Annotated in this window: 17 protein-coding genes; 9 read left to right on the top strand and 8 right to left on the bottom strand. The window is 45.4% G+C overall.

Going from position 1 to position 26,738, the window contains the following annotated elements:
* Positions 1–4 precede the first annotated feature (4 nt).
* Both CHX35_RS04005 and CHX35_RS04000 read left to right on the top strand, forming a co-directional pair.
* Positions 5–12,286, top strand: a complete 12,282-nt coding sequence (locus CHX35_RS04005) for a non-ribosomal peptide synthetase (protein WP_091834278.1) — start codon at positions 5–7, stop codon at positions 12,284–12,286.
* Positions 12,287–12,529: 243 nt separating this feature from the next.
* Positions 12,530–13,183 (top strand): MOSC domain-containing protein, encoded by a 654-nt coding sequence (locus tag CHX35_RS04000; protein WP_091834275.1) that lies wholly within the window; start codon positions 12,530–12,532, stop codon positions 13,181–13,183.
* 57 nt (positions 13,184–13,240) lie between these two features.
* On the opposite strand, the gene CHX35_RS03995 is transcribed toward CHX35_RS04000, so the two are convergent.
* The 4 genes from CHX35_RS03995 to CHX35_RS03980 all read right to left on the bottom strand — a co-directional run bounded on the left by CHX35_RS03995 (position 13,241) and on the right by CHX35_RS03980 (position 16,767).
* Positions 13,241–13,486, bottom strand: coding sequence for a hypothetical protein (locus CHX35_RS03995; protein WP_091834272.1), 246 nt, complete (start codon positions 13,484–13,486; stop codon positions 13,241–13,243).
* 76 nt (positions 13,487–13,562) lie between these two features.
* Entirely contained in the window at positions 13,563–14,711 is a 1,149-nt protein-coding gene (locus tag CHX35_RS03990) for an AI-2E family transporter (protein ID WP_091834269.1), read from the bottom strand.
* A 79-nt stretch (positions 14,712–14,790) separates the two neighbouring features.
* On the bottom strand, positions 14,791–15,501 hold the full coding sequence (locus CHX35_RS03985; RefSeq protein ID WP_091834266.1) for a hypothetical protein: 711 nt from the start codon (positions 15,499–15,501) through the stop codon (positions 14,791–14,793).
* A gap of 117 nt (positions 15,502–15,618) precedes the next feature.
* Positions 15,619–16,767, bottom strand: coding sequence for a cysteine desulfurase family protein (locus tag CHX35_RS03980; RefSeq protein ID WP_091834263.1), 1,149 nt, complete (start codon positions 16,765–16,767; stop codon positions 15,619–15,621).
* 173 nt (positions 16,768–16,940) lie between these two features.
* On the opposite strand from CHX35_RS03980, the gene CHX35_RS03975 reads away from it, so the two are divergent.
* From CHX35_RS03975 to nadA, 3 genes are read left to right on the top strand one after another with little or no spacing between them, the layout of a single operon-like run.
* A complete protein-coding gene (locus tag CHX35_RS03975) occupies positions 16,941–18,491 on the top strand; it encodes an L-aspartate oxidase (RefSeq protein WP_091834260.1) in 1,551 nt (516 codons plus the stop codon).
* Positions 18,457–19,311 (top strand): carboxylating nicotinate-nucleotide diphosphorylase, encoded by an 855-nt coding sequence (gene nadC / locus CHX35_RS03970; RefSeq protein WP_091834257.1) that lies wholly within the window; start codon positions 18,457–18,459, stop codon positions 19,309–19,311. Before CHX35_RS03975 ends, nadC begins: the two co-directional genes overlap by 35 nt.
* A complete protein-coding gene (gene nadA, locus CHX35_RS03965) occupies positions 19,304–20,413 on the top strand; it encodes a quinolinate synthase NadA (protein ID WP_176391871.1) in 1,110 nt (369 codons plus the stop codon). The genes nadC and nadA overlap by 8 nt, the downstream gene beginning before the upstream one ends.
* Positions 20,414–20,498: 85 nt before the next feature.
* On the opposite strand, the gene CHX35_RS03960 is transcribed toward nadA, so the two are convergent.
* The 3 genes from CHX35_RS03960 to CHX35_RS03950 are packed head-to-tail and all read right to left on the bottom strand — an operon-like array spanning position 20,499 to position 21,846.
* On the bottom strand, positions 20,499–20,912 hold the full coding sequence (locus CHX35_RS03960) for a DoxX family protein (protein WP_245838613.1): 414 nt from the start codon (positions 20,910–20,912) through the stop codon (positions 20,499–20,501).
* Positions 20,909–21,331, bottom strand: coding sequence for an organic hydroperoxide resistance protein (locus CHX35_RS03955; RefSeq protein ID WP_091834254.1), 423 nt, complete (start codon positions 21,329–21,331; stop codon positions 20,909–20,911). The genes CHX35_RS03960 and CHX35_RS03955 overlap by 4 nt, the downstream gene beginning before the upstream one ends.
* A gap of 29 nt (positions 21,332–21,360) precedes the next feature.
* Positions 21,361–21,846 (bottom strand): glutathione peroxidase, encoded by a 486-nt coding sequence (locus CHX35_RS03950; RefSeq protein ID WP_091834251.1) that lies wholly within the window; start codon positions 21,844–21,846, stop codon positions 21,361–21,363.
* A gap of 353 nt (positions 21,847–22,199) precedes the next feature.
* Between CHX35_RS03950 and pilM the strand changes: the two genes are divergently transcribed.
* From pilM to CHX35_RS03930, 4 genes are read left to right on the top strand one after another with little or no spacing between them, the layout of a single operon-like run.
* Entirely contained in the window at positions 22,200–23,207 is a 1,008-nt protein-coding gene (gene pilM / locus CHX35_RS03945) for a type IV pilus biogenesis protein PilM (RefSeq protein ID WP_091834248.1), read from the top strand.
* Complete coding sequence (locus CHX35_RS03940) at positions 23,204–23,863, top strand: hypothetical protein (protein ID WP_091834244.1); 660 nt, start codon at positions 23,204–23,206, stop codon at positions 23,861–23,863. The genes pilM and CHX35_RS03940 overlap by 4 nt, the downstream gene beginning before the upstream one ends.
* A 3-nt stretch (positions 23,864–23,866) precedes the next feature.
* Positions 23,867–24,706 (top strand): hypothetical protein, encoded by an 840-nt coding sequence (locus CHX35_RS03935; RefSeq protein WP_091834241.1) that lies wholly within the window; start codon positions 23,867–23,869, stop codon positions 24,704–24,706.
* Positions 24,707–24,743: 37 nt separating this feature from the next.
* Entirely contained in the window at positions 24,744–25,325 is a 582-nt protein-coding gene (locus tag CHX35_RS03930; RefSeq protein ID WP_091834238.1) for a M15 family metallopeptidase, read from the top strand.
* Positions 25,326–25,396: 71 nt separating this feature from the next.
* Here CHX35_RS03930 and CHX35_RS03925 read toward each other — a convergent pair whose 3' ends face one another.
* The gene (locus CHX35_RS03925; protein WP_091834235.1) at positions 25,397–26,488 is read right to left on the bottom strand and encodes a helix-turn-helix domain-containing protein; all 1,092 of its coding nucleotides are present in this window, start codon (positions 26,486–26,488) and stop codon (positions 25,397–25,399) included.
* Between the last annotated feature and the right edge of the window lie 250 nt (positions 26,489–26,738).

Here is a 26,738-nt window from a genome sequence, read left to right as displayed (position 1 = left end):
GTCCATGTCCAAATTGGATAGGCAACAGGTCGAGGACATACTTCGTTTAACACCGATACAAGAAGGAATTTTATTTCATTACTTAAAGGATCCGACCAGTGAGGAGTATGTCGAACAGCTTTCCATTGAATTAATGGGGAATATGGACGAGGGGCATGTGAAGAAGGCCTGGGAGCTCGTGATTCAAACCAACGAAATACTACGGACGGTGTTTCGGTGGGAGAAAGTAAAAGCACCGGTGCAGATCATTCTCAAAGAACATCCTGTTCAATGGACCTTTCATGACGTACAAGAACATAGTGACTCGGAAAAAGAAGCGCTACTTACTAAGATTCAACAGCAAGAACGACATAAAAAGTTTGACCTACAAGAAGTCCCTTTCCGAATCTCCTTATGCCGTCTAGAAAAGGAAAAACATGTGCTTACCATTCATCATCATCACATTTTATATGATGGTTGGAGTAATGGGTTATTGTTAAAAGAATTTTGGGATGCCTATGCGTGTGTCTCCCAAGGGAAGACGTATTCCCTTCCTAGAAAGAAAACGTATAAGGAATTTGTGAAGTTTATTCAAGGACAAGACTCCGAACGCCAGCAGCATTTTTGGCAAAATTATTTGGCTGGATTTGACGCTCAACGATCGTTATTTGCTACCCCACTCAATCACGAAAGCAACAGAGAACGTAAGAATCGGGAGAAATCGATACGATTGGACAAGGAGCCCCTTGAACAATTTGCAAGAACCCATGAGGTTACCTTGGCTTCGCTTATCTATAGTGCCTGGGGGATTCTTTTACAAAAATACAAGAACAGTTCCGATGTCCTGTTTGGTACAACGGTGTCGGGACGCTCGGGTGCGTTTCCAGGAATTGAAGACCTTATTGGTCTTTTTATTAATACCATTCCGTTACGAGTCACCTATCAACAGGATGAAACGGTAGCAGAACTGGTCCAACGTATTCACCACACCTTACAAAATCGGTCCGCTATGGACAACACTCCGTTATCCGATATAAAAAAATATAGTGAATTGGATGAACGAAATACCTTATTTGATACCATCGTCGTCTTTGAAAACTATCCGTTGGATCAAGCGTTACAGCACCGTCATGGCGAACATTCAGCAGGGATGTCCTTTGGATCGTATTCCGCCACAGAAGTGACCCATTATGATCTTACCCTCAGTGTAATGGCCTTTGACGAGATCGAGATCGGTTTTAGTTATAACGAGGCGGTCGTGGATTCGGCTGTGATCAACAGAATGGTTACTCATTTACCAATGATTTTACATCAAATCGTCAACTACCCTGAGCGAGATCTTACCCAGTTGGAAATGATCACACCTGAAGAAAAAGATCAAATCCTATCGCACTTTAATCACACGGAGGTGGCTTCTCCCCATTCCTTACGTGTAATCGAACAGTTCGAGCAGCAAGTAAAGAAGGAGCCAAAGAACGTAGCACTGATGTTTGAGGGGCAAGGGATTACGTATCAGGAGTTAGAGCGGCGAGCCAATCGCCTCGGAAATACCCTCATTCATCGAGGGGTTAAACCGGGAGAAATAGTTGCCCTCCTCACCTCTCCATCGATTGAGATGATCGTTGGGATATTGGCAATTTTAAAAATAGGAAGTGCTTATCTACCGTTAGATCCAGCCTATCCCGATACTCGAAAAGCCTATCTATTACAGGATAGTGGGGTGCAGTATTTACTTACCCAGCAAACACTGGCTGAAGAGAGTCCCGTTATCAAAGAGATTCTCTCAACCGATCAACTGGTGATGATAGATGATCCGACTTCCTTTGCGAGGGAGGAGAGTCTTCCTGAATTCTCCTATGATGCTCGGGACTTATTCTGTGTTTTTTACACTTCTGGAACGACGGGACAGCCAAAGGGTGTCATGATCGACAATCGAAGTGTTCTTAATCTAGTGCATTGGTTTGGTAGAGAATATCAAGTGAACCACCATACTCATGTGCTTCAATTGTCTAGCTATACGGTGGATCCGAGTTTAGAAGATATTTTTGGAACCCTTCTTCACGGGGGAACCCTTCATATCGCAGAGCCGGATGTGCTGTGGAATCGACAAGCCTTCTGTGATTATGTCGATCAGCATCAGATTCATCTGGTAAACTTTATCCCGACAGTATTGAAGGAATTGCTACCATCGGATCGAAAGTTAGCCAGTTTACAGACGGTTATTTCCGGTAGTGAAAAATTAGATGATGGGATGAAGAATGATCTGATTCAGAAGGGATATCAACTGTATAACAACTATGGTCCAACCGAGACCACCGTGGATGCATTGAGTCAGCGTTGTACCGAAGCGAAGGTGTCCTTAGGAAGACCCATTGCCAATATGCGTTGCTATATCATGGATGCGCATCATCAACTGGCACCGATTGGTGTGGAGGGCGAAATCTACATTGCAGGTGCTGGAGTGAGTCAAGGGTACCTCAATCGACCTCACTTAACCCAAGAACGTTTTTTACAAGATCCTTATTATCCAGGTGAAAGGATGTATCGAACAGGGGATCTTGGAAAATGGTTAGCGGATGGGCAAATCGAATGGATCGGTCGGATGGACCATCAAGTGAAAATAAGAGGGTACCGCATTGAATTGGGGGAGATTCAAAACCAATGCTATCAGTATGAGTATGTGAAGGATGCTGTGGTGATCGATCTTCTCAATGATTCAGGGAAAAAAGTACTGTGTGCCTATATTGTAGGGGATCAGTTGATTGATGAGCGTCACTTCCGCGACGATTTATCATCGAGGTTACCCAGCTATATGGTGCCCACTCATATTATGCAATTGGATAGGCTCCCATTGACCGCCACGGGAAAAGTGGATCGAAGGGCATTGCCGCGTCCCATGAAGCGGATCGGAAATGAATATGTCGCGCCACGAAACGAAGTAGAGAACGAATTAGTTCAGATCTGGTCGACGGTATTAGGAAGAGCAGAAGAGGAAATTGGGATCGAGGATAACTTTTTTGAGCTTGGTGGCGATTCAATCCTCAGTATCCAAATTGCAGGGAAAGCGATGCAAAAGGGCATTCAACTATCGGTGAACCAGATGTTTCACTATCAGACCATTGCTGATTTGGCACGAGTGGTTCAGTATCAACAAATGGATGAATTGGAGGAAGGAGATACCCCTGAAGGGGAAGTGCCCCTAACCCCCATCCAAAAGTGGTTTTTTGAGCAGAAGATACCCAATATTCATCACTGGAATCAGGCAGTTTTCTTAGAGACACCTCCAGGTACCCAAGCGGAAGGATTGCGCGAAAGCTTTGCTACTTTAATTGACTCCCATGATAGTTTTCGCTTGCGCTATCGCAAGCAGAATGGGAGTTGGGTTCAGGCTTATTCGGCGACAGGGGACCATGGTCAACTTCATGTCTATGATGTAAGCAATCTATCGTCCCATGTTCGTGATGAAAGAATGAAGTCAACCATGGATCACCTGCAACGGAGTCTCCATATCGAAGAGGGCCCTCTCATTCAAGCTGCCTTTTTTTATGGGGGAGAAGAAGAAAGTGGTCAGCTCTTTATCACCGCCCACCATCTGATTGTTGACGGATATTCATGGCGAGTGATCCTGGAGGACTTGCATCATTTTTATGAACAATGGGAGAGACACGGGGCGATCACTCCCTCGCGCAAGACACTTTCCTTTCAGAAATGGTCGGAGCATGTGACCGATTATGCACAATCTGTTGGAATCCACGAGGAGATGAGCTACTGGTTAAAAGAGACAGAGACTTCAGTGGTAACCATTCCGGTGGATAAAGGAGAGGGCTTAAATTCGGAGGGTTCTGCCCACATCCTCTCCTGTTTGTTGAAAGAAGAAGAAACCCATCAATTGGTATATGATATTCATTCTTCCTTTCACACTCGGGTAGAGGAAATCTTGTTAACTGCCTTATCCTGTACGTTAGCGGAATGGACAGGGCAAATCCTCGTCGATTTAGAAGGACATGGACGCGAAAAGTTGATGCATGATCATGATGTTTCGCGAACCATTGGCTGGTTTACTTCCGTGTTCCCCTTGGTATTAGGGAAATGTCATGGAAAGGGTGATCTAGCTGCCCAAATTAAAGGGGTGAAAGAACAATTTCGTGGAATCCCCCGTGGGGGCATTGGTTATGAGATTCTCTATTACCTTGGCAAGGAAGATTTGCAAGAGCAATTAACATCCAAACCACGGGCACCCTTTAGTTTTAACTACCTGGGGCAGTTTGACCAACGTGCACAAAAGGATAGCCGTTTTACTTTAACGGATCTTCCTACTGGATCTTCCCGGGATGAAAAGGCGCTGCGTAGTCATTTAATTGAGATGGATTGCATGATTGTGAACGGGGAATTGCGGATGGATTGGAAGTATAGCATTCATAAACATGAAGAAAAGACCATCCAGCAGTTAGCGGATCGATACTTGGGTCATCTGAAACGGATCATGCAGTGTTGTATGGAACAAGAGAAGGTTCATTTCACACCCTCGGATTTTCCCTTAGCTCGGTTGCAACAAAAGGATTTGGATAATTGGATGGAACAATCTGTGGAGATTGACGATATCTATGCCTTATCGCCGGTACAACAAAGTATGGTTTTTCACCACATCTACTCACCAGAATCCTCTGTTACAGTGGAGCAGATCGTCTTTACGATCAAAAGTGAGTTGGATATGGAAGCGTTTGAGTGGGTCTGGCAACAAATCGCCGCTCGGCATGATAGCATGAGGGCTTCCTATCATTGGAAGGGCATGCAAGAGCCTATTCAATTGATCCATCCGACAGTAAACGTCCCCTTCTCTTTTATCGATTGGTCACGGCTGCAGGAAGATGAACAACAAAATAAATGGAATCACTTGCTCAAAGAAGATCGAAAACAAGGATTTGATCTCTCGATAGCGCCTTTGATGCGTATCTCGGTCGTCAAAAAGTCAGATGCCCATTTTGATGTGATCTGGACCCACCATCATCTGCAACTGGATGGTTGGTGTAACAGTATTTTATTGAAGGAAATCGGGGAGCTCTATGAGGGGTATCGCTCTGGTCAATCGATCGCATTACCGGAGGCCATTCCATTTAAAAATTATATGGAATGGTATCACCATCAGGATATGGAGGATGCAGAGAAATACTGGCGAGAATCCCTCAAGGACTTTCGGACCCCGATTCGCTTTAATAGTATTTTCCCCACAAAGGCCGTACCAAAGGAGGCATCCCCCTTTGGTTATGTAAGAGGGGATATTCCTGAAACGATTCAGCAACAGATGAAGGCGTATGCCAAGCAACACCGGATTACAGTCAATACGATTGTGCAAGGGGCATGGGCGTTACTACTTCACCGTTATTCAGGGGAAGAGGATATTGTTTTTGGAGCGACTTCTTCGGGAAGGCCAGCGGATTTAGAGGGATCCGAAGCGATGATCGGATGTTTTATGAATACCCTGCCGTTTCGTATCCATGCAACGGCTACGGAACCACTTTCCAGCTGGTTACAAGAGATTCAACGAAAACAAGCGCAGATGAGGCAATTTGAGTATACACCACTCGCGGATATTCGAAGCTGGAGTGACGCACCAAGAAACTCGGCATTATATGATCTCTATGAAAGTATCGTGATATTTGAAAATTATCCCTTCGATTTAGCATTAAAAGAAGGGTTGGGGACGTTGCAAGTGGAGTCCATGCAGGTAGAGGAACAATTGGATTATCCACTGACGGTTTATTGCAATCTGCAACCTCATTTTCATGTGAAATTGCTATTTGATTACCGGTATGTGGATCAAAAAGAAGCGGATCGCCTCTTAAGGCATTTGATAGAGATCATTCAAGAGATGATCCAAGCAGATCACGCCACCTTAGAGGAGATCTCCATGCTGACGGATGAGGAGGTGGATCAACTCATCCATAGGAACAATGAAACCGCGATGGATTATCCCAAGGAGGCTGTGTTTACAGATCTGTTTGCCAAGCAAGTACGTTTACATCCTCACCATCCAGCAGTCATGCAAGAAGAGCAACAGCTATCCTATGAGGAACTGAATATCCGTTCGAACCAGTTAGCACATCGGTTAATTCAGTTGGGAGTGGGTCCGGATGTGCCGGTGGGTGTCTATATGGAACGCTCCCTTGAAATGATGGTCGGAATTGTCGGCATTCTGAAAGCTGGCGGAGCCTTCCTTCCCATGGATGCGGAATATCCCAGTGAGCGTATTCACATGATGCTTGAGGATGGGAAGGTTCCCGTTCTTCTCACTCAGCAGCGACTACAAGGGAAGATTCGCTATGATGGAGCCATTCTCTGTCTCGATCCATATGGAATGGAGGAGAGAGTAGTTTCCCCTTCGCAACCCATGGAGCAACCGCGTCCAAGGATCGAACCGCATCAGTTGGCCTACGTCATTTATACCTCGGGTTCCTCAGGGAAACCAAAGGGTGTGATGATGTCTCACGAAGCGTGTGTCAGTCATGCCTTGGATATGATGGAACGATATCAGTTAACGCCTCAAGATCGAGTCCTGCAATTTTCTTCGATCAGTTTTGATATCTCCCTCGAACAAATGCTTTCCACCATGGCAGCAGGCGCGACTCTTGTGTTACGCGATAAGGAGATTTGGACTCCCTATCAATTTTCACAGAAATGTGAGGAGTACGGTCTTACTCTAGTCAACCTACCTACTTCCTATTGGGGAGAAGTGTGCCAGGAATGGTATCACCGGCCCGAGATCATTCCTAGAGAAAAACTTCGTTTGGTGGTTGTTGGGGGGGAACAGATGCCTCCTGAGAAAGTGGCTCTGTGGGAGAAGTTACCTTGTGACCACATCCTTTTCTTGAATGCTTATGGTCCTGCAGAAACAGCAATGACCAGTACCCTTTTTCATGTGTCAGGTCATGGAAAGAAGAGTGCAGACCTTCGCTTTATTCCGGTTGGGAAGCCATTGGCCAACCGCCGAATCTATATTCTAGGAGAGAATATGCAGTTGCTTCCCCAAGGGGTAAAAGGGGAAATTTGCATTGGAGGCATTCCGTTAGCGCGGGGGTATCTGGGCAATGAAGATCTTACAGCCCAGCAGTTTATCAATGATCCCTTTGTTCAGGGGGAAGGGGATCGTTTATATCGCACGGGGGATCTCGGTAGACTTTTGCCAGATGGAAACATTGAAGTGTTGGGGAGAAAGGATGCCCAGACGAAAATACGAGGGCACCGAATTGATATCGGTGAAGTGGAAGCGGTGTTAAATCAAAGTGATTGGGTCAGGGATGCGGTGGTGGTGGTAAAGGACGATGCAAGAAAGGATAAGATGTTAGTCGCTTATTACGTTTCCACGCCTCTCATGGACGAGGGTACACTGCATCTGAAGGAACAGACGCGTCAGATACTTCCAGAGTATATGGTGCCATCGTATTTTATCCAGTTACCAAGGTTACCGATGAGTCCTAATGGCAAGATCGATCGGAAAGAGTTAGAAAGCCGGGTGATTTCGAGAGAGACGACAGAGGTGTATGTACCACCTGAGAATGATGTGCAACAACGTCTTGTGAAGATTTGGGAAAAGGTATTGGGTGTTACAAGGGTAGGCATCGATGATTCATTCTTTGAATCGGGGGGGCAATCACTGAATGCGATTACCCTGGTCTCAGAAATTCATCGAGAATTTGAAGTGGAACTTCCCTTGATAAAGGTATTTGAAAGCCCAACAGTCAGGGAATTATCACTGCTTATTGAAGAGAATGTCGTTCTATACTCACGGTATGTATCCATTATGCCTGTTGGAAACCAAGCATATTACGAAAGCGCTGCCGCCCAAAAACGTCTTTACCTCGTTCATGAGATGAGTGAGGAACGTACAAGGTATAACATGCCAGGTGCAGTGATTCTGGATGGCGTGATTGATTACAAGCGCTTGGAAGAATCCTTTAAACAGTTGGTGGATCGCCACGATGGATTACGCACGTCCTTCTCTCAACAGGGAGAAAAGGTGATGCAACGGGTTTGTGAGGAGAACGAATTCACTCTTGAACCGATTCCGGAGAATGGGTCGGATGTTGAAGACTATATTCAAGCATTTATCCGCCCCTTTGAATTAGCGGTGGCTCCGTTGTTTCGAGTGGGTGTGGTTCAATTATCCGCTGATCAGGTTTTATTGCTGTATGATATGCATCACATTATCTCCGATGGCTTATCGATCAGTATCCTCATGAAGGAATTTGCATCCCTTTATGAAGGGTTGGAGCTTCCTGAGCAACCTCTGCAGTATCGAGATTTTGCTGCTTGGCAGAATCAAGGGATTGCAACAGGGGCGATCCAATCACAGGAGGATTTTTGGCTCCAAACCTTTGCAGGTGAAATTCCATTATTAGATTTGCCAACGGATTTTCTTCGTACAGAAAGAGGATCGATGGCAGGAGATGAAGTGGTTTTTTCATTGAAGAATGAATCTACGGTGAAACTTCATCGTCGGGCATTGGCTCAAGGTACGACGTTATTTTCACTCCTCCTGTCCGCGTTTCATGTGCTTCTTCATAAATATACGGGTCAGCGGGATATTGTTGTAGGAAGTCCAGTCGTCGGACGGCGACATGCAGCGCTTGAGAATATCGTCGGTATGTTCGTCAACACGCTGGCACTACGCAATCAAGTAGGGGCAGGGGATACACTGAATCAGTTCATTGATCAAGTAACGACCCATGCGATTCAGGCGCTGGAGAATCAAGACTATCCCTTTGAGATGTTGGTAGAAAAGTTAGATATTGAACGTGATTTTAATCGGAATCCACTCTTTGATGTCATGTTTGCCTTTGAAAATGTGGATCGAAATCGAATCCAACTACGTGATGTGGATGTACTTCCCTATGCTATGAAGGAGCATGCTGCCAAATTTGATCTCGAATTAAAGGTGACTGAGTTTGAAGGCGAACTAACCTTCACCTTGCAGTTTCGTAAAAGCTTATTTTTAAAAGAAACCATGGAGAGAATGGCCGGGCATTTGAAACGGATTCTTGTCATCATGATGACGGATCAGAATCCCTTTATCGATGAGATCGATCTTCTTTCACAAAGTGAAAGGAACTGGTTATCCCACATCAATGACACAACGAGGGATTATCCCAGTGAGAAAACCCTAAAGGATCTCTTTGAGGAACAAGTAGTCAGGCACCCTCGTCATACAGCGGTGGTATGTGGCACACAGAAGATAACCTATGAAGTGTTAAATCAACGTGCTAACCAGCTGGCGAATCATCTGATCACCCAGGGTGCGAAGACTGGGATGGTGATTGGGCTGATGGCTGAACCCTCATTGGAAATGATCATTGGGCTATGGGCGGTAATTAAGAGTGGTGCGACGTATCTTCCCCTCGATCCTGAACTGCCTGAAGAGCGAATTCATTGGATGCTGGAGAAAAGTCATGCGTCTTTCCTTTTAAAGCAAGGGGATGGACTCGCTATTGAATCCTTTGCAGGAAATACCATCATGATCGATCAGGAATGGATGGAACAAGGGAATATCGGGAATCCGGATACGAGAGTGCTTCCAGAAGATCCGATTTATCTGATTTTTACTTCAGGCACAACCGGAATGCCTAAGGGCGTACCCGTTAAACATCAAAGCCTGGTGAACTATCTCACATGGTTTTCACGTACGGCAGGTATTCGTACAGGGGATAAGACATTCCTACTCTCCTCAATTGCCTTTGATTTAGGGTATACCGCTCTTTATTCTGCTTTACTTAATGGTGGCGAACTCCACCTAGCACCAAAGGATTTCTATGTTCAACCACAAAACTTGCTTCCCTATCTTCACAAACATCAGATCAGTTATCTAAAGCTGACCCCATCCCTTTTTAGTATGATCGTCAATGGGATACAGGAAAATAGAGAGAACTTGCCCTTGGCGTTACGTTTAGTGGTTCTGGGTGGGGAAGAAATTAACCTAGCTGATCTAGTAACATTCCATCGCAGGTATCCTGAGGTACAATGGTTGAACCACTACGGTCCCACAGAAGCGACTGTTGGAGTGATCGCGCACCCCTTGCAGGTGAAAGAGGGGTTGCCACCAATGAAAGCCGTCATCGGAAAACCAATCGATAACCATCAGATCTATCTCTTGAATCCAGAAGGGAAGCCTGTACCAGTGGGTGTGATCGGTGAAATATGCATAGCAGGTGTGGGATTAACGGAGGGATATTTGGGTGACCATGATGGGTTCAATCACGAGCGCTTTGTAGAAGGCACCATTTGGGGACCAGAGCCGATCCGTTATTATCGAACTGGGGATTTAGGAAGATATACCGCGACGGGTGATATACAATTTATGGGACGGTTGGATCAGCAACTAAAAATTCGTGGATTTAGAGTAGAGCCGGAGGAAGTGGCCTCCGTCCTATTGCAACATGAAGGGGTTAGGGAAGCCATTGTGGTCGCAAAAAGGAACGATACATCAATGCCTCAATTGCATGCGTATCTAGTTGCCAACGAGAAACTAGACTCTCAAGCGGTGAGGCGATACCTTACCCAACGAATTCCCTATTATATGATGCCGGTCTCCTTTGTCCAACTGGAGCGCTTGCCCTTAACGTTAAATGGAAAAATTGATGTGCAAAAGCTATTGAGCCGATCCGATGAAGTGGCTACTTCTATGAAAAGTGAGGAGCCACTCGGTTATATCGAGCAGACGGTCGCTGATATATGGGAGGAAGTCCTTGGCGTCAAAGGCATCGGAGCTGATGATCACTTCTTCGCGTGGGGTGGAGATTCTCTCAAAGCGATGCTTGTGATTGCAGCAATTCAAAAGCGGTTACAGGTGAATTTGTTGCTGCGGGAAATCTTCTATGCTCCTACGGTGAGGGAGTTAGCACAATCGATTAAACAGGCAGCCCAACAGCGGATTTATTCCGAGTTAAAACCAATTGCAGATGGTGACACGTATGCTCTTTCCTCAGCCCAACAACGGTTATATACCTTGAACCATATGGATGGAATAGGGACCGCGTACCATTTGCCTCGGGTCATGGTAGTGGAAGGTGAATTGGATCATCACCGCGTTCAACAAGCTTTTGATAAGTTAATCCATCGCCATGAAGCACTGCGAACCTCCTTTGAAATCGTGAAAGGGGAAGTGCGACAACGTATTCATGCACAAGCAAATCTATCATTTCAATATAGAGATATGACACAGGAATGGATGCTAGATCCCACTTTTGAGATGGATGAAGGATTGCAGGAGATGGTGGAGCAATTTGTACAACCCTTTGATCTTAGTCAAGCTCCTTTACTCCGTGTCGAGTGGATACGGATCGCTCAAGATCGTCATGTATTAATGACAGATATGCATCACCTTATTGCCGATGGCTACTCGATTCAATTATTGATTCGTGAATGGATGGCATTGTATCAGGGGCAATCCTTGCCAGAGAATCGATACCAATACAAAGACTTTGCTTCGTGGCAAAATGAGTTCCTGCAGTCGGAAGGGTCCCAGGTGCAAGAGAAATATTGGCTCGATCATTTATCGGGTGAGTTGCCTGTATTAACGATGCCCACGGATTTTCCAAGACCGGTCCTGCAAAGTTTTGCTGGAGATCGTATCCTTTTTCAGGCTGGCGAATCCCTAAAGAACAAGATTGAAGAATTATGTATTGCCACGGATACGACGCTCTACATGGTGTTATTTGCAGCTTACAATACCTTGTTGGCAAAATACTCTGCGCAAGAAGAATTGATTGTTGGTTCACCCGTTCTGGGTCGCACGCATGCAGATCTGCAATCGATCATCGGCATGTTTGTCAACACCCTGGCAATCCGTTCGTACCCGGCAAAGGATAAGTCCTTTAAAGAATATGTGGCAGAGGTCAAAGAGAATCTACTACAAGCGTATGAAAATCAAGACTATCCATTTGACCGTCTGGTGGACCGGTTAGAAATGAAGCGTGATCCATCAAGAAACCCTGTTTTCTCTACCTTGCTTGCCCTGCAAGAATCATATAAAGAAGAGGAAGATGCGATTCCATTCAAAACGATCGAGTATCGTAATTCCATTTCGAAGTTTGATTTGAGTTTATATGGTGAGAAGGGAGAGCGGGATCTTCACTTTGAATTTGAATTTGCGACAAAATTGTTTACCAATCGGACCGTCCAACAATTATCACAGGATTACTTAGCGATACTGGAGGCGGTAACGAGGGATGCGACGATCACCCTCGATGCGATTCCGATTGAAGGATTATCGGTTGAAAATACAGAGATCGAAGAGGTTATATTTGACTTTTCATAACGAACCAGTAAGGGAATTTTTAAGATAGGTTCCAGGAGAACCTATGAGGCACTGAAAGTGCTATTGATAGGTGGTCCATAGCACGATCTGCGACGGATGAAGGAAGTGTGTATGAGAGGTAAACTTTCACACAGCGGGGTTTTAGCATAAATCCATTTGATGGAGCAAACGTAGCATTAGAAGGGTGATCGATCACTTGATAAGATAGGTGCACAGGAACGAAAAAGATAGGAGGTTAACGCGATGAATGCCCCCTTTATTACTTCCATACAAGTAGGTAAACCACAAACCCACTACACATGGAAACGTCCCTGGAAAAGTGGGATTAAAAAAGAGCGAATTTCGGGACCGGTTTATCTTGGGAATACCAATTTAGCAGGGGACGGACAAGAGGATTTAAAAAATCATGGGGGCACTGATAAAGCGGTTTTGGCTTACGGATTGGCCCACTATTCCCTATGGGACAAAGAATTAAGCGGGATGGATCTTGGTCCAGGAGGATTTGGTGAAAACTTCACGATTCATGGACAAACAGAACGAGACGTTTGTATCGGGGATGTTTTCCGAATGGGTGAAGGGGTGTTGCAGGTATCACAAACGCGAATGCCCTGTTGGAAGTTAGATGCTCGCTGGGAAATTGAAGGGCTGTCCACCCGTGTGAAGGAGACCGGACGAAGTGGTTGGTATTTAAGGGTGTTAAAAGAGGGGTTCGTTGAAGAGGGACAGCCTCTCCTTCTTCTGGATCGTCCCCATGAGGATTGGAGCATCGAGGGAGTGAATCGGCTGATTCACGATAAATCATCGCCATTAGAGGAAGTCGCTTCTCTTCTAGCATGCGATTCCTTGGCAGCGTCAATCAAAAGGATGTTAACCAAAAGAATGGAATCACAAGGATAAAGAAAATAAAAGAACCCCTGATCCATAAGCGAATCCATCAGGGGTAGAAATAAAATGTTACGGCCGTTCCACATAGTTGGCTCGGGGAATTAATATTCGATGGTGTTTTAAGGCGGCTTGCAGTTGATTCCAGTAGGTATCGATGGATTCAAGGTTTCTAGACAGTTGGGCACTTTTTAATTGTCGACGAAGCGGAGCGATCGTTTGACTGTAATAAAGATCCGCTTCTTTTATCCATTTTTTCCGAAGGGGGGTTTGCATCTGGGGTTGATTCTGTTTATTCCGTGATCGTTTTTTTACCATGAAAGAGCCTCCTTCAAGAAAAAGCCTTCTCCACTTTATGCGGAGAGGGCTTTTTTAGGTGAAGGGAAAGGCCTAATCAAAGCTCTTCATTGTCCTCTTTTAATATGGCGGCTTGACGTTTGTTGCGGTTGCGTAGGCGAATGAGTCGATAGATATGGCTGACAATCACTTTGAGAATGGCGTAAGTCGGAACCGCAAGTAACAGTCCGAGAAAACCTCCTAAACTTCCTGCCACGAGCAAGATCAGAATAATGGTGAGGGGATGAATGTTGAGTGTGCGACCCATTATTTGGGGAGAGATGAAATTGCCTTCAATTTGCTGGACGACAATGACCACGATTAAGACTAACCAGATCATCGATGAATCCATGGTAAGGGCAACGATGACAGCCGGTACGGTACCAATAAACGGACCGATAAACGGAATGATGTTGGTACACATCGTGACCAATGCAAGAAGCAATGCGTAATCAAGACCGATGATCGTGTATCCGATGTATACAAGAACCCCTACACAAAAACTGACAAAGACTTGCCCTTGAATATAGGAACTTACTGCGCTATCCATATCGTTAAGAATCTTTCGTCCTTCTACGCGCTGGGAAGGGGGGAGAAGACGCAAGAGTTGCTTTGGTGCTTCTTCTCCTTCTTTTAGCATGTAAAATAGAATAAACGGGACGGTGACAAAGACAACGATGATGCTGGTGATGATCCCAATAAAGTTAGCAATGTTGGAAACGATTGACGTGTAACTACTGCTTATATAATTGGTGAACTGGGTGATATATTGATTTAAATTATCTCCTTGGAGGGGGTTTTCCTGATTAATGTAGTTTTTAAGATAAGGATTACTGTGTAGATCCCGTTGTAGATTTTCTAAGTAAGCTTGCAGATTTTTCATCAGGTCCGGAATATTGTTCACTAACATCGTAATCTGTTTGGTTAAGGTGGGTCCCCCTAGGATCACAGCGAGGGTGACCAGACCAATCGCCATTCCATAGATCAATAAGATAGAGGCGACAGGTGGAATCTTTCTTTTTTCAAGGAGGCGCACAACAGGGCGGAATAAATAATATAAGACACCAGAAACTAAAAAAGGAAAGAAGAGTGTCTGAACTAAAATAACAATGGGACGAAAAACAAAATCGATTTTGGTGCCCAGATAGATAATGAGAAAGACCAGTATGATGGCATAGCCAAAACGAAACAGTTTTGATTGAGGCACGACTCCGTTCTCCTCTCATTGCTTGGTGGTTCCCTCTTACCAGTTTACACGATAGACAAAAAAAAATCCCGCTTACCTGTTAGGTAGTGGGAGTTTGTTTGATCGATTCCAATTGAGTCAATCGGTCGTACAACGAGCCCTCAAAGTTAGAACTATCGCCGTTCACACCATCGAAGGGGAGTTGCTGCGATTGATCGGGGTTTTCTGCGTGTGGCTCTTGCTGTGGTTGCTGATCCGGTGTTTCAGATTGCCCTGAATCATGGGAATTTGGCGGCTTTTTCTCGTTATTCTTTGGTTTTTCTTTGGGTTTTTCCTGCTCACTCCGATGATGCTCCGTTCGTGGTTGTGCTTTTTTTTGATGGGTGGAGTCTTTCTCGGAGGAAGTGCTTTTTTTAGTAGGTTCCTGTTCCCTATCATCCACTGTTGTAGGGGACTCTACTGAAGTAATTTCAAAACGAGAAGTCGTTACCGGCTCTTTTTTTGTATTCAAATGAGGTGCCGATGATTCGACTTTCGGAGGATTGGATGTAACTGGCGATGGCCTCTCTACTTTTTTGTCCTCGTGGGTTGGCTTATCTTCTGAGGATAAGCGTATTTTTGTCTTGATTAGGTTGGCGGTCACTTCTTCAGAAGAAGGGGATTGGGATGAAAGAAGATCCATTTCATACCGGGGTGCTTGTGCGATTTGCGGGCTTGTGAAGCCCGTCAAGACTAAGCCACCAACTAATCCTAGAACGGTCACACGATTTTTAGAGGGTTTTCGCTGGAGGGGGCTTGGGTTCATTTTCATGCCATTAACCTCCTTTCATCCAAGCTATCGACAAGGTTCTACATCGTTGTTTAGTGTAACAAAGATGAATGCGCTTGTCTGTAATTTTAAACGAATTTCTACGGATAATTTTCGCTATCAGGATTGAATACGGCGACGTAACTCTTTGAGCACAAGTTCCAATTGAACAACCAGTTGCTCAATCATTTCCAGTGTGGTTTCACATCCAAGGGTGATTCTCAAGCTTTGATGCGCCGTTTCGTCAGGTTGTCCCATGGCTTTCAGTACATGGGAGGGATCTCCTTTTCCTGCGCTGCATGCAGAACCACTGGAGACAGCGATGCCCGCCCGACTTAGTTCTAATAAGATGGCCTGTCCCTCCACTCGATCAAAACGAAGGTTAAGGTTATTAGGTAAACGTTTTTCGGGGTGACCATTGAGAGCCACGTCGGGAATTCGTTGTTGAATTTGTTCCCAAAGGTGATTTCGTAGTTGAGTTAATCGTTCTTCTCGCTCCGGTACTTCCTTTGCCGCCAGTTCTGCTGCAACCCCTAAGCTAATGATCCCAGTCATGTTGTGGGTCGCTGGACGAAGACCACGCTCCTGACCACCGCCAAATAAGATGGGATCAATTCGTACACCTTTACGAATATAAAGTGCCCCAATTCCTTTCAGCGCGTTCACTTTGTGTCCGCTGATGGAGAGAAAATCAACTCCCAGTTGATTAACATCGAGCGGCTTTTTACCAAAGTATTGAATGGCATCGGTGTGGAAGCGAATATTCTGTTCCTGTAATAGGGAAGCGATTTCCTTAATGGGCATTAACGTTCCGACTTCATTATTGGCTGCCATGATACTGACAAGGATGGTTTTCGGTGTAATGGCTTTTTTTACATCCTCAGGATCAACAGCGCCATCACGATCAACAGGAAGTATGGTAAGGTCAAACCCTTCGCGCTCTAATGAACGACAGGTATCAAGAACCGATGGGTGTTCGACCTGGGATGTGATAATGTGGTTTCCTTGTTTTTGAAGTCGACGAGCAGTACCAATAATTGCTATGTTATTCGCTTCAGTACCGCTACTGGTAAAGATAATTTCTCGTGGGGAAGCACCAATGGCGCGGGCGACTTGATTGCGAGCGAGCTCCAACATTTCATTAGAAAATGTTCCCTCATCATGTAAACTACTGGGATTTCCAAAGTGATCAAAAGCATCGATGATGGCTTTTCGCACTTCTGGGCGTAGTGGTGTTGTGGCCCCGTGGTCAAAATATAAGCGCTTCATGGGATCTCCTCCTTATAGTTTGCTCTCACAACCCATTATAGCGTAAGGACGCGGGTTAACACATCACTTTGTGAAATATATCCCATATAGAAAAACTTTTCATTGACAAATAGGCTATAATAGAGACAATTAAGGTGACGCTTTCGTGACAACTATGTGAAAGGAATCACATTATGAACCGGATCACAACGGACTATCTCGTAGTAGGAAGCGGAATAGCAGGATTAACTGCGGCGCTCACATTGGCAACGAAGGGCCGAGTGACCGTCTTAAGTAAAACTGTGTTGAACGATGGGAATTCGGCACGTGCCCAAGGCGGTATTGCTGCGGCAGTGGGTAAAGATGATTCGCCATCGTTACACCGCGAGGATACTTTGCGCGCAGGGGCTGGACTGTGTGAAGAGGATTCTGTGAACGTCTTAGTGAAAAATGGTGCCGATGCTGTCCGTCAACTGGATGCCTGGGGAACACCCTTTGATAGTGGAAGAGATGGATGGAATCTAGGGCGCGAAGGTTCCCATAGTGTCCATCGCATTCTCCATGTGTCAGGGGATGCCACTGGAGCAGCCATTATGGATGCATTGCTTCAACGTGCTGAGGAACATCCTCGTATCCGGCTTCTCGGGAACACACGAGCAGTAGATTTGGTGGTGGAAGAGGGAGAGTGTATTGGCGTCAGTGCTTTTTACGCTGGGAAAGCGGTTTTGTTTTTGGCACGAGCCGTTATTTTGGCGACAGGTGGTTGTGGCCAAATCTATCGCTACACGACCAATTCTCCTGCTGTGACGGGTGATGGTATTGCCATGGCTTGGCGAGCGGGAGCTCAATTGAGAGACATGGAGTTTGTTCAATTCCATCCGACGGCGTTAGCAATTGACGCCAATCCCATGTTTCTGATTTCCGAAGCGGTTCGTGGAGAAGGTGCTTTCCTTGTTAATGACAAGGGGGACGCTTTTATGTCACGAGTTCATGAATGGGGAGATTTAGCTCCTCGTGATGTCGTTTCACGGGCCATTGATAGTCAGATGAGAGCGGGACGAAAAGTGTACTTGGATGCAACTTGTCTTGGGGAGGCTTTTGCAACTCGCTTTCCTACGATTTATGAGCACTGTCGCAAAGCGGGAATTGATCCCTCTGTGGACTGGATTCCGGTTACCCCAGCTACCCATTTTGTCATGGGTGGAGTGTGGACGGATACCTTTGGAAGAAGTTCGATTCCACGCTTGTTTGCAGTGGGTGAGGCTGCATGTACGGGAGTGCATGGAGCGAACCGCTTGGCGAGTAATTCACTATTAGAGGGGACGGTTTATGCCCAACGTGCCGCTCAAGAAGCCCTTACTCTCTCTGCGCCAACCATTCTTCCCAAAAGGTACTCCATGCCGATTTGTTCCCGAGATGAAGGGAAAGAGAAGATATGGAAAGATGAACTTCGCCTTTTGATGTGGGAACATGCAGGGATTATTCGAGATAAAGAAGGTTTGCAGAAGGGACTTGAGAAGCTTACTCGGTTAGAAAGAAAAGTTCCAGTAACCTTTCTTGAGTGTCGGGATATGATCACAATTTCACGAACGGTGATGGAATCAGCACTCTGGCGTGAAGAGAGCAGAGGAGGCCATTACCGAAAAGATTATCCGCAGTCAAGTGCTCAATGGGCAACAACAAGAAGTTTGATGCAAAGGGGGCGTCAGGATGAATCCATTGTGGTTGCAGGAGATTGTACGTGATGCTTTGAACGAAGATATTGGTCAAGGAGATTTGACAACCGAAGCCCTCATACCCAAAGAAGCAAGGGGTCAGGCGGTATTTCTGGCAAAGGGAACCGGTGTAGTAGCGGGGCTTGAATCCGTTGTAGAAGTATACCAACAATTAGACCCCAACATCCGTTTGGATGTGGAACGGGATAATGGAGATCGCGTAGAACCTGGAACCGTGATTGCGCGTGCAGAGGGGAGTATACGTAGCCTTTTAATTGGTGAACGTGTCGCACTCAATTTTTTGCAACGCTTCTCCGGAATTGCAACCGTGACTCGTCAAGTGGTGGATCAATTAGAGGGGCTGTCTTGCCGTGTTTTAGATACAAGGAAGACCACCCCAGGTCTTCGCCTATTAGAAAAGGCAGCTGTATGTGCGGGCGGCGGGGTGAATCACCGCTTTGGACTGGGCCATGGTGTGATGATAAAGGATAATCATATCGCGGCAGCAGGTAGCCTTGCTCAAGCTGTGAAACAGGTACGTAGCCAATTGGGTCATATGGTTCAAGTCGAAGTTGAGGCGGATACCCTCGAGCAGGTGGATGAGATTCTCGCACTCGACGTGGATGCGATCCTGCTAGACAATATGGAGCCCACCCAGTTACGAGAGGCTGTTCGCCGCATTGATGGACGGGTGTGGACAGAGGCTTCCGGTGGGATTACGCCTGACACAGCCCGCGAGATTGCAGCGACGGGTGTTAACGGGATATCCCTTGGATGGCTTACCCATTCACCTGTCGCTTTGGATATCAGTCTTGATTTAATGATGGAGGAGGAGAGTAACCATGAGTGATTCTTTAATGACACTGACAACCAATCCTCAGTTACCGGATGCATATCGTAATTTATCCGATAAAGAATATAATGAGCGCATTCTAGCTGCGAAGGAAAAGCTTGGCGATGATCTCGTTATTATGGGACATCATTATCAACGGGATGATGTGATTCGTTTTGCAGATTTTACTGGAGACTCCCTCGAGTTGGCTCGCATCGCCGCACGGGAAAAACAAGCCAAATCGATTATTTTTTGTGGCGTTCATTTTATGGCTGAGTCTGCAGATATTCTATCTCACGATGGACAATCGGTGATCCTTCCAGATATGCGTGCCGGATGCTCGATGGCGGATATGGCAGATATTGACGAACTAGAGGAAGCATGGGAACTCATTCAACAGGATTTAGGTGATACGGTTCTGCCTGTTACCTATGTAAATTCAACAGCGGCGATCAAAGCTTTTGTCGGTCGCCATGGCGGGACGACGTGTACATCGACGAATGCAAAAGGGGTATTGGAATGGGCTTTTCAACAAAAAAAGCGGATTCTCTTTCTTCCTGATCAGCATCTAGGGCGAAATACAGCCTTTGCTATGGGGATTCCCCTTTCGCAAATGGCGGTGTGGAATCAAGTGAAAAATGAGTGGGAAGAACAAGCAGGCCCGATGGAGGATTGGCGGGTATTGTTATGGAAGGGGCATTGCTCAGTTCATACCAAATTCTCCGTCGAACAAATTAATCGTGTTCGGGAACGCGATCCAGAAGTAAAGGTAATTGTTCACCCAGAATGTACCTTTGATGTTGTGCAAGCCGCTGATTTAGCGGGGTCGACCAGCTATATTATTCAGCAAATCGATCAAGCACCTGCTGGCAGTAAGTGGGCGGTCGGTACAGAGGTGAATCTGGTACAACGGCTTGCGGATACGTATACCAATCAACAAATTCAATTGTTAAGCCAAACCATGTGCCCTTGTCTAACCATGAATCGAATTGATCGCCCCCACTTGTTGTGGACGATCGAAGGTCTAGTGGAGGGTCGCGTGATTAACCAAGTATCAGTAGACGCTGACACAGCCAAATGGTCACGGATCGCTCTGGATCGTATGCTTTCCATCGCTTAAATGTTGCATAAAAAAGACCAATACCCAATTCTGTCCCTTAGACAGAGGGTGTTGGTCTTTTTTTACTGTTCAAATTGCTGATGGTTTACGATTTTTTCGGAGTCCGCGTTGCCCAAAGTACCCAAATAATTAGCAAGGGCTGAAATAGAAGGCGGATCCACAAAGCGACAGGATTGGCCTCATTTTGCCCGGGAAAAGGAACCTGAGCGATGGCCGAGTAGATATTGGCTGGGAAAATCAGTACAAGAAAAATAGCTGACACCCAACCAGCAAGCCTTCGTGTACGAGGAATAAGTAACAGGATTGCCAACAACATTTCAAGAACGCCTGTCACCCAAATCGTTTCGTCACGTAATGGCATCCAAGAAGGTAACATATTTGCGTAATCATGTCCCTTGGTAAAATGGGCAATACCCCCATTGAAAAGGAGAATAGCAAATAAAACAAGCCCAATTAAACGAGGGATGGAGGTGCGACCAAAAGAACGGGCGGTGCTCACGACGGGTCTGCTACCTCTAATTCAACCTCAATGTTTCCGCGTGTTGCCTTCGAGTAAGGGCACACTTGGTGAGCGGCTTCCACTAATTTTTGCGCAGTGTCATGATCGACATCTGGAATGGTTACTTCCAGTTTTACGCCAAGTCCATAGCCATCATCGTCTTTTCCAATGGAGACATGGGCATTGACTTTGGTTTGACCGGCTTTGACACGTTCCTTGCGGATGACTAAGCCAAGCGCACTGTCAAAGCATGCTGCGTAACCTGCGGCAAATAATTGTTCGGGGTTTGTAGCTTCTCCACCAGGTCCACCCATTTCTTTGGGCATACGCAAATCAAGATCAATCACACCATCTTCAGACTTTACCTTTCCTTCCCGACCACCATGGGCGACAACCGTTGCAGTGTATAGGGGTTTCAAAGGGAACTCCTCCTTTTGGTATGTAGGATTTAAATGTCCTTGGATAACGCTTCTTCAATATCTTTCCCTAATGAAGAGGGTTTAGTCGTAGGCGCAAATCGTTTAATTACCTCGCCATCCCGTCCGACTAGAAATTTAGTAAAATTCCATTTCACGCCTTCTCTGATGAGGCTAGGTGCTTTTTTTGTGAGGTGACGAAAGAGGGGATGTGCATGTTCTCCCCGTACATCGGTCTTTTTAAACATGGGGAAGGTGACACCATAATTCACTTTACAAAAGGATTGAATTTCTTCCTCTGTTCCAGGCTCTTGTTTCATAAATTGATTGCTTGGAAAGCCCAGCACTTCAAAACCTTGATCCTGATATTGCTCATAAAGCTGTTGAAGTTCTTCATATTGAGGGGTAAACCCGCATTTACTGGCTGTATTAACGATGAGAAGTACGCGTCCCTGATAATCTGCGAGGGATTTTTCCTCTCCAGTGATTGTTGTCGCGTTAAAATCATAGACATTCATTGAGACAACCTCCAATCCTCGATTTAATTAGTGTGCAAATTAATTGTACACAATCTAAATGAGGGGTTCAAGATCGAAAAACGAAAGCCACTCATTTAATTTCGATTCGCGCCCTTTTAAAGGATAATACCCTATACAATGGAAGGGGATGATTGCCGAAGATCCTTCTGAATTCAAAACTTTGGTCGACACATATACGTCTTAGGTTGTATATTCGAAATAAGTGAATTAGTATATTTTTGTATAAAGACAAAATGAAATGAAGAATGAACAGGAGAATGACTCTTTAGCATCCAACATTACAGGGAGCGGCCCTCGAAGGGTGGACTCATTCGAGGCGGAGGAGTGCATATATGTCTTTAATTCCACGATATTCATTAGGGATGGAGTTGTCTGATTCCCTATTTAAATTGGTTGAAATTCGAAAAGGACTTCGGCAGACGCGACTCACTCAATACGTAACCCATCCGTTGTTACCGATGTGGTCTGGGGAGAGGGAGCTGGCTGAGCGTGAAGAGTTGATTCAATCCATTCGTGATGCGCTTAGAGGGCGCAAGTTTCGCACCACCAAGGTGCATCTTTCTTTAAGTAATCGACATGTTGTGACCGGAATATGGTATGTTCCAGAAATGAGAGCGGGTCGAATGCGCCGGTGGATTGAGAATAAAATTTTTTCAGAATGGGCGCTTCCCTTTGACGATCCCATTTTTGATTTTAAGACCATTGGCCATGTATGGTCGGACGGGGATCAACAAGAGGTGGTTATTGTAGCCACCTCTCGCCGCTATGTGGAAGAAGTGACGGATCTTGTCCGCTGTTGTGGTCTTGATCCCATTTCAATTGGACTATCTTGCCTTGATTTACAACGGTGGATGGATTTTTCGAATGAGACCACGAATCATAAATGGGCAGCCATTCATCTTTCTCGAACAGGGATTGAAGTGAGTCTTTTCTTTCATGGTTTACTTCAAGGGGGATGCTTTCTTCCCCTTTCAATGGAAGAGCATCTTTTGAATGTACCTGATCGTCCAGCGGTGGATCCTCTCACGCCAATGTTGACACAAGAACATCAAGTGGCTTCTTATGGGGATTCTTTATTAAATAATTTAAATAAGTTAGAACCCGAATGGCTTCAGGAGGAATTGTTGCAATCTTCCCGGAGTTGGATGTTATCAGGGGAAGGAGTCGATTTTGATCGCCTAGTGGATTACCTGCGATCCAAAAGCGATCGATCGATTCATTTGAGTCCTACCCCACAAGGGTTAATTAAGGACGAGACGAAATTACATGCATCAAGGTGGTTGGGTAACGCGTTATCGGTTCCTTTGGGAGCAGCGCTAACGGGGGTGAAATTATCATGAATTTAATGCCACCCATTCCACCGGGAAGACGCTATTTTCGAGTTGGATTAGTCGTCATCATTCTATGGTTGTTAAATTTGGCGTTAGTTGCAGGGTGGGTATGGAATGAGCAAGAGGATGTCAACGCTCGTATGGATAAGAAAGTAGAGCAAGGTCATGTGAAACAAGCTGAGGTACGAAAGCGTGTTCATGAATACCAACTGTTTATGAAAGAGTACGGTCCCACCCTCCAATATCGTGATTCAGTTGAAAAACTGGATGAAGCATCGATGATGTGGAGTGATTCTATCGCCATTTTGACGGATCACCTTCCTGGTGGGTCGCAATTGTTTCAAGCAAAAGCTGGACAAAAACAGTTAGACGGTTGGGCAGATTTTTCAACGCGGGAGAATGCCGTACAATATCTTGATGAATTAAAGAAAGATTCACGTGTGAAAGAGGCGTACTTGGATTGTCTGGGAAGTCATTGTGCAGACAAAGACCTTTTATCACTTAAGAAAAGTAAAGGGGCACAAGTTGCCCATTTCCATGTGATTTTACATGTTGGTGAAGAAGATGAGGCTCCAGCCAATTTACCAAGCAGCGATCAGACCCCTACCACCCCACCTCCTTCATCAAAAGAGGAGACGGGTCAAATTAACAAGGGAGGGGGATAAGCTATGAGGAAAGTACGTCCAATCGGATGGTATAAATCAGGGAAGACATTATTGTTAACCTGGGGTTTAGGCACTTTGTGTGTTAGCGGGATCGCCTTTGTATTTATTTATCCGTCATATATGAACATACAAGATGGCTTAAAAGAGATTTCATCGATGAAAGCATTCTATGCGAAACAGGAAAAGACATTAGTGGCTGACGCGAAAAGACCAGTAGCACCTGGATTTGAAGAATTAAAGGGTCTTCAATTAAAGGTGCCAGCAGATGTGGATTCTGCTCGGCTTCTTCACGATTTAAATCAAGCAGTTGATAAGACAAATGCAACTTGGATTGAGCTACGTACGGCTGATCGTCCCACGACACTAAAGCCTTTGGACACGGGAAAGGTAAAAGGTGAAACGACTCTTCTAGACAAAAAAGAAAAGGATGAACAAAACCCATCGCCATCACAAAGCAAAGGAGAGAAACCACCCCCCCTTGCCAATCGTCATCTGCAACGTGAGTGGGGAGATTTATACGTACAAATCAATAATTCAACGGACTTCTCCTCTTTATTAAAAGAGCTTGAGCAACTAGAGCGAATTATTGATGTGGAGGGTTTTGAATACATTGATCAACCGGCTGCTACGACGGGTAATGTACGTATTCGTTTTGCGTATTATGCATATAAGGATCCTGCGGTTACAAAGACTCTGCCTGAAAATGATCCCATTTCACCACCCGAATCAACAGATAAGTCAACAGATAAGTCAACAGATAAGCCACAGGAAACCCCCTCTCCCACTCTGAAAGAATCCGATAAGCCATCAAATGAAAAGAAGGATGACCCGATGAAGCACTAAAAGGAATACCTCTTATTAGTTGGGAGGGTGGAGAGAGATGAATCGTGACTGGCATGCGATAACGGTGCTTGTAAACAAGGATCATCCCCTGCCTACGAATTTTATTCCCAATGGGTTAATCCTTCCTCAAGTAATTTTTACGAGGGAAGAATACCATCCACGCCAGCAGTTACGGGGAGAAGCGGCCATTGCGCTGGAGAAGCTCTTTACCCATGCCGCGGTGATGGGGGTTCATTTAATTGCTGCTTCTGGATATCGCTCCTTTGAAACCCAGACAAAAATTTTTGCTCATCATGTCGAACAACTTGGAATGAAAGAAGCGAATCGAGAGAGTGCCCGTCCTGGAGAAAGTGAACATCAGACGGGATTAGCGATGGATGTGACCGCATCATCGGTTGACTGTAAGTTAGTACAAGAATTTGGGAGTACACGAGAAGGAGAATGGTTAGCGAAGCATGCTCACAAGAGTGGCTTTATCCTTCGTTACCCCAAGGGAAAAGAAATGGTTACGGGTTACATATACGAACCATGGCATCTACGTTATTTAGGAGAAAACCTCGCTTCACAAGTGAAACACCTTGGCCTTACCTACGAAGAATATTTGGATCGTAACAAGTAGACGAAAGTCCTGCTTTCTCTTGAAATGTAAAGAGCTGAGAATGGGATGGATCATCCATTCTCAGCTCTTTTCTATGCTGAACCGTTATCTTTGGGAGGATCTGCGGGATCAAAATCAGCGGTAAAATCAGCATCATTATAATCCGTATGAAATCCCCAGGAAGCGTTGGAATCAAAATCTGAGCCATGGTCAAAGCCGGGTCCAGCATGAGCTGAAGCAACTTCTTGCATCGTGACCGAGGCGGTTTCCCAAGCTTCCCACTCGTGATCTTGTGGGACACGGAAATTTTCAGAAGCAGCCAGTTTTCGTGCGCGTTGTGCCTCGCGCTCCAAGCGATGGGCCAGATGATTAAAGCGTGCCCGTACATTTTGTTCCATGCTTCCATTGGATTGTTGGCGACAGTAATTGAGGCAGTTAGGGCACATCATCCATTTGAGAGCCCCATCAACATAAATGTCGGCAAAAATAGCACCTGGATAAAATCGATCATGAACTTCGCAGAAGTCACAAAACATCTCATTTTGTCCAGTCATAAACCCTAATTTTAGACTGACTTCTCGTTTTTCAAACTCCTCGTCGATATCAGTCTTCTTTTTGGATTCGATAATCCGGAAAAATCCTTCCAACCGTTCTTTCACACGTAAACGGGATAACGGTTTCATCCCTTGTAAACGTCGCAATTGTTCTGTAATCTTTTCAAAGGCCGATTTCCATTTGTGCTGATGGTGGGTACGATCATCATGATGGTGGGTATCTTCTGTACGGTAAAGCGGAATGACCTCGGATGTAGCGGTATAGATCGGATCATCATTTTGATTTCGCTTTTGGTCAGTAGTTGAGGCGCTTGAAACATCGGGATCTTCACGATGGATAGAAGGTTCTGAATCCTCGGTGTCAGGAGTTGGATCCGGTTCATCTTCAAAGGTGTCATCGACAGATTGCGCTTGGTGATTTTGAGCAAGGAGTTCTTTAGCACGCTCAAGTTCTTCATGGGGAAGTAATGTTGCTCCTTCTTTCTCCACTCCACGAAAGATGCCTTCATCAATGGCTTGACGGAGGGCTTCCTCGCTAACCTGCAGTTCATCGGCCGCTTCTTCCAATGTATGAAGAGTCTCTATATCGGGTCGCATGGATTCGTCCATATTCTGATGCTGAAACGGCATGGGCGGTGCCCCTTTCTGTAATATCCATATTTTTATCTTTTCTCTTTCGTAGACGTCGTTCCTTCTTGATCAGCAAATATTCTAAAGGATATCGGCATTACAATGCAAATTGAATCATCTTTCTTGTCAACTAGACAAAATCCGACCTTTCCATGATATGTTATGATAAATACAGGTTGATTTCCATTGTTTCCTTTCACTAATGAGATTTTAATATTGGATTGTACTGTGATGGATATCCCTGATGTGT

This window comes from Marininema halotolerans (genome assembly GCF_900116235.1).
Classification (GTDB): domain Bacteria; phylum Bacillota; class Bacilli; order Thermoactinomycetales; family DSM-45169; genus Marininema; species Marininema halotolerans.
Note: the sequence above shows the minus strand (reverse complement) of the source record. Positions and strands in the feature narration are given on the sequence as shown.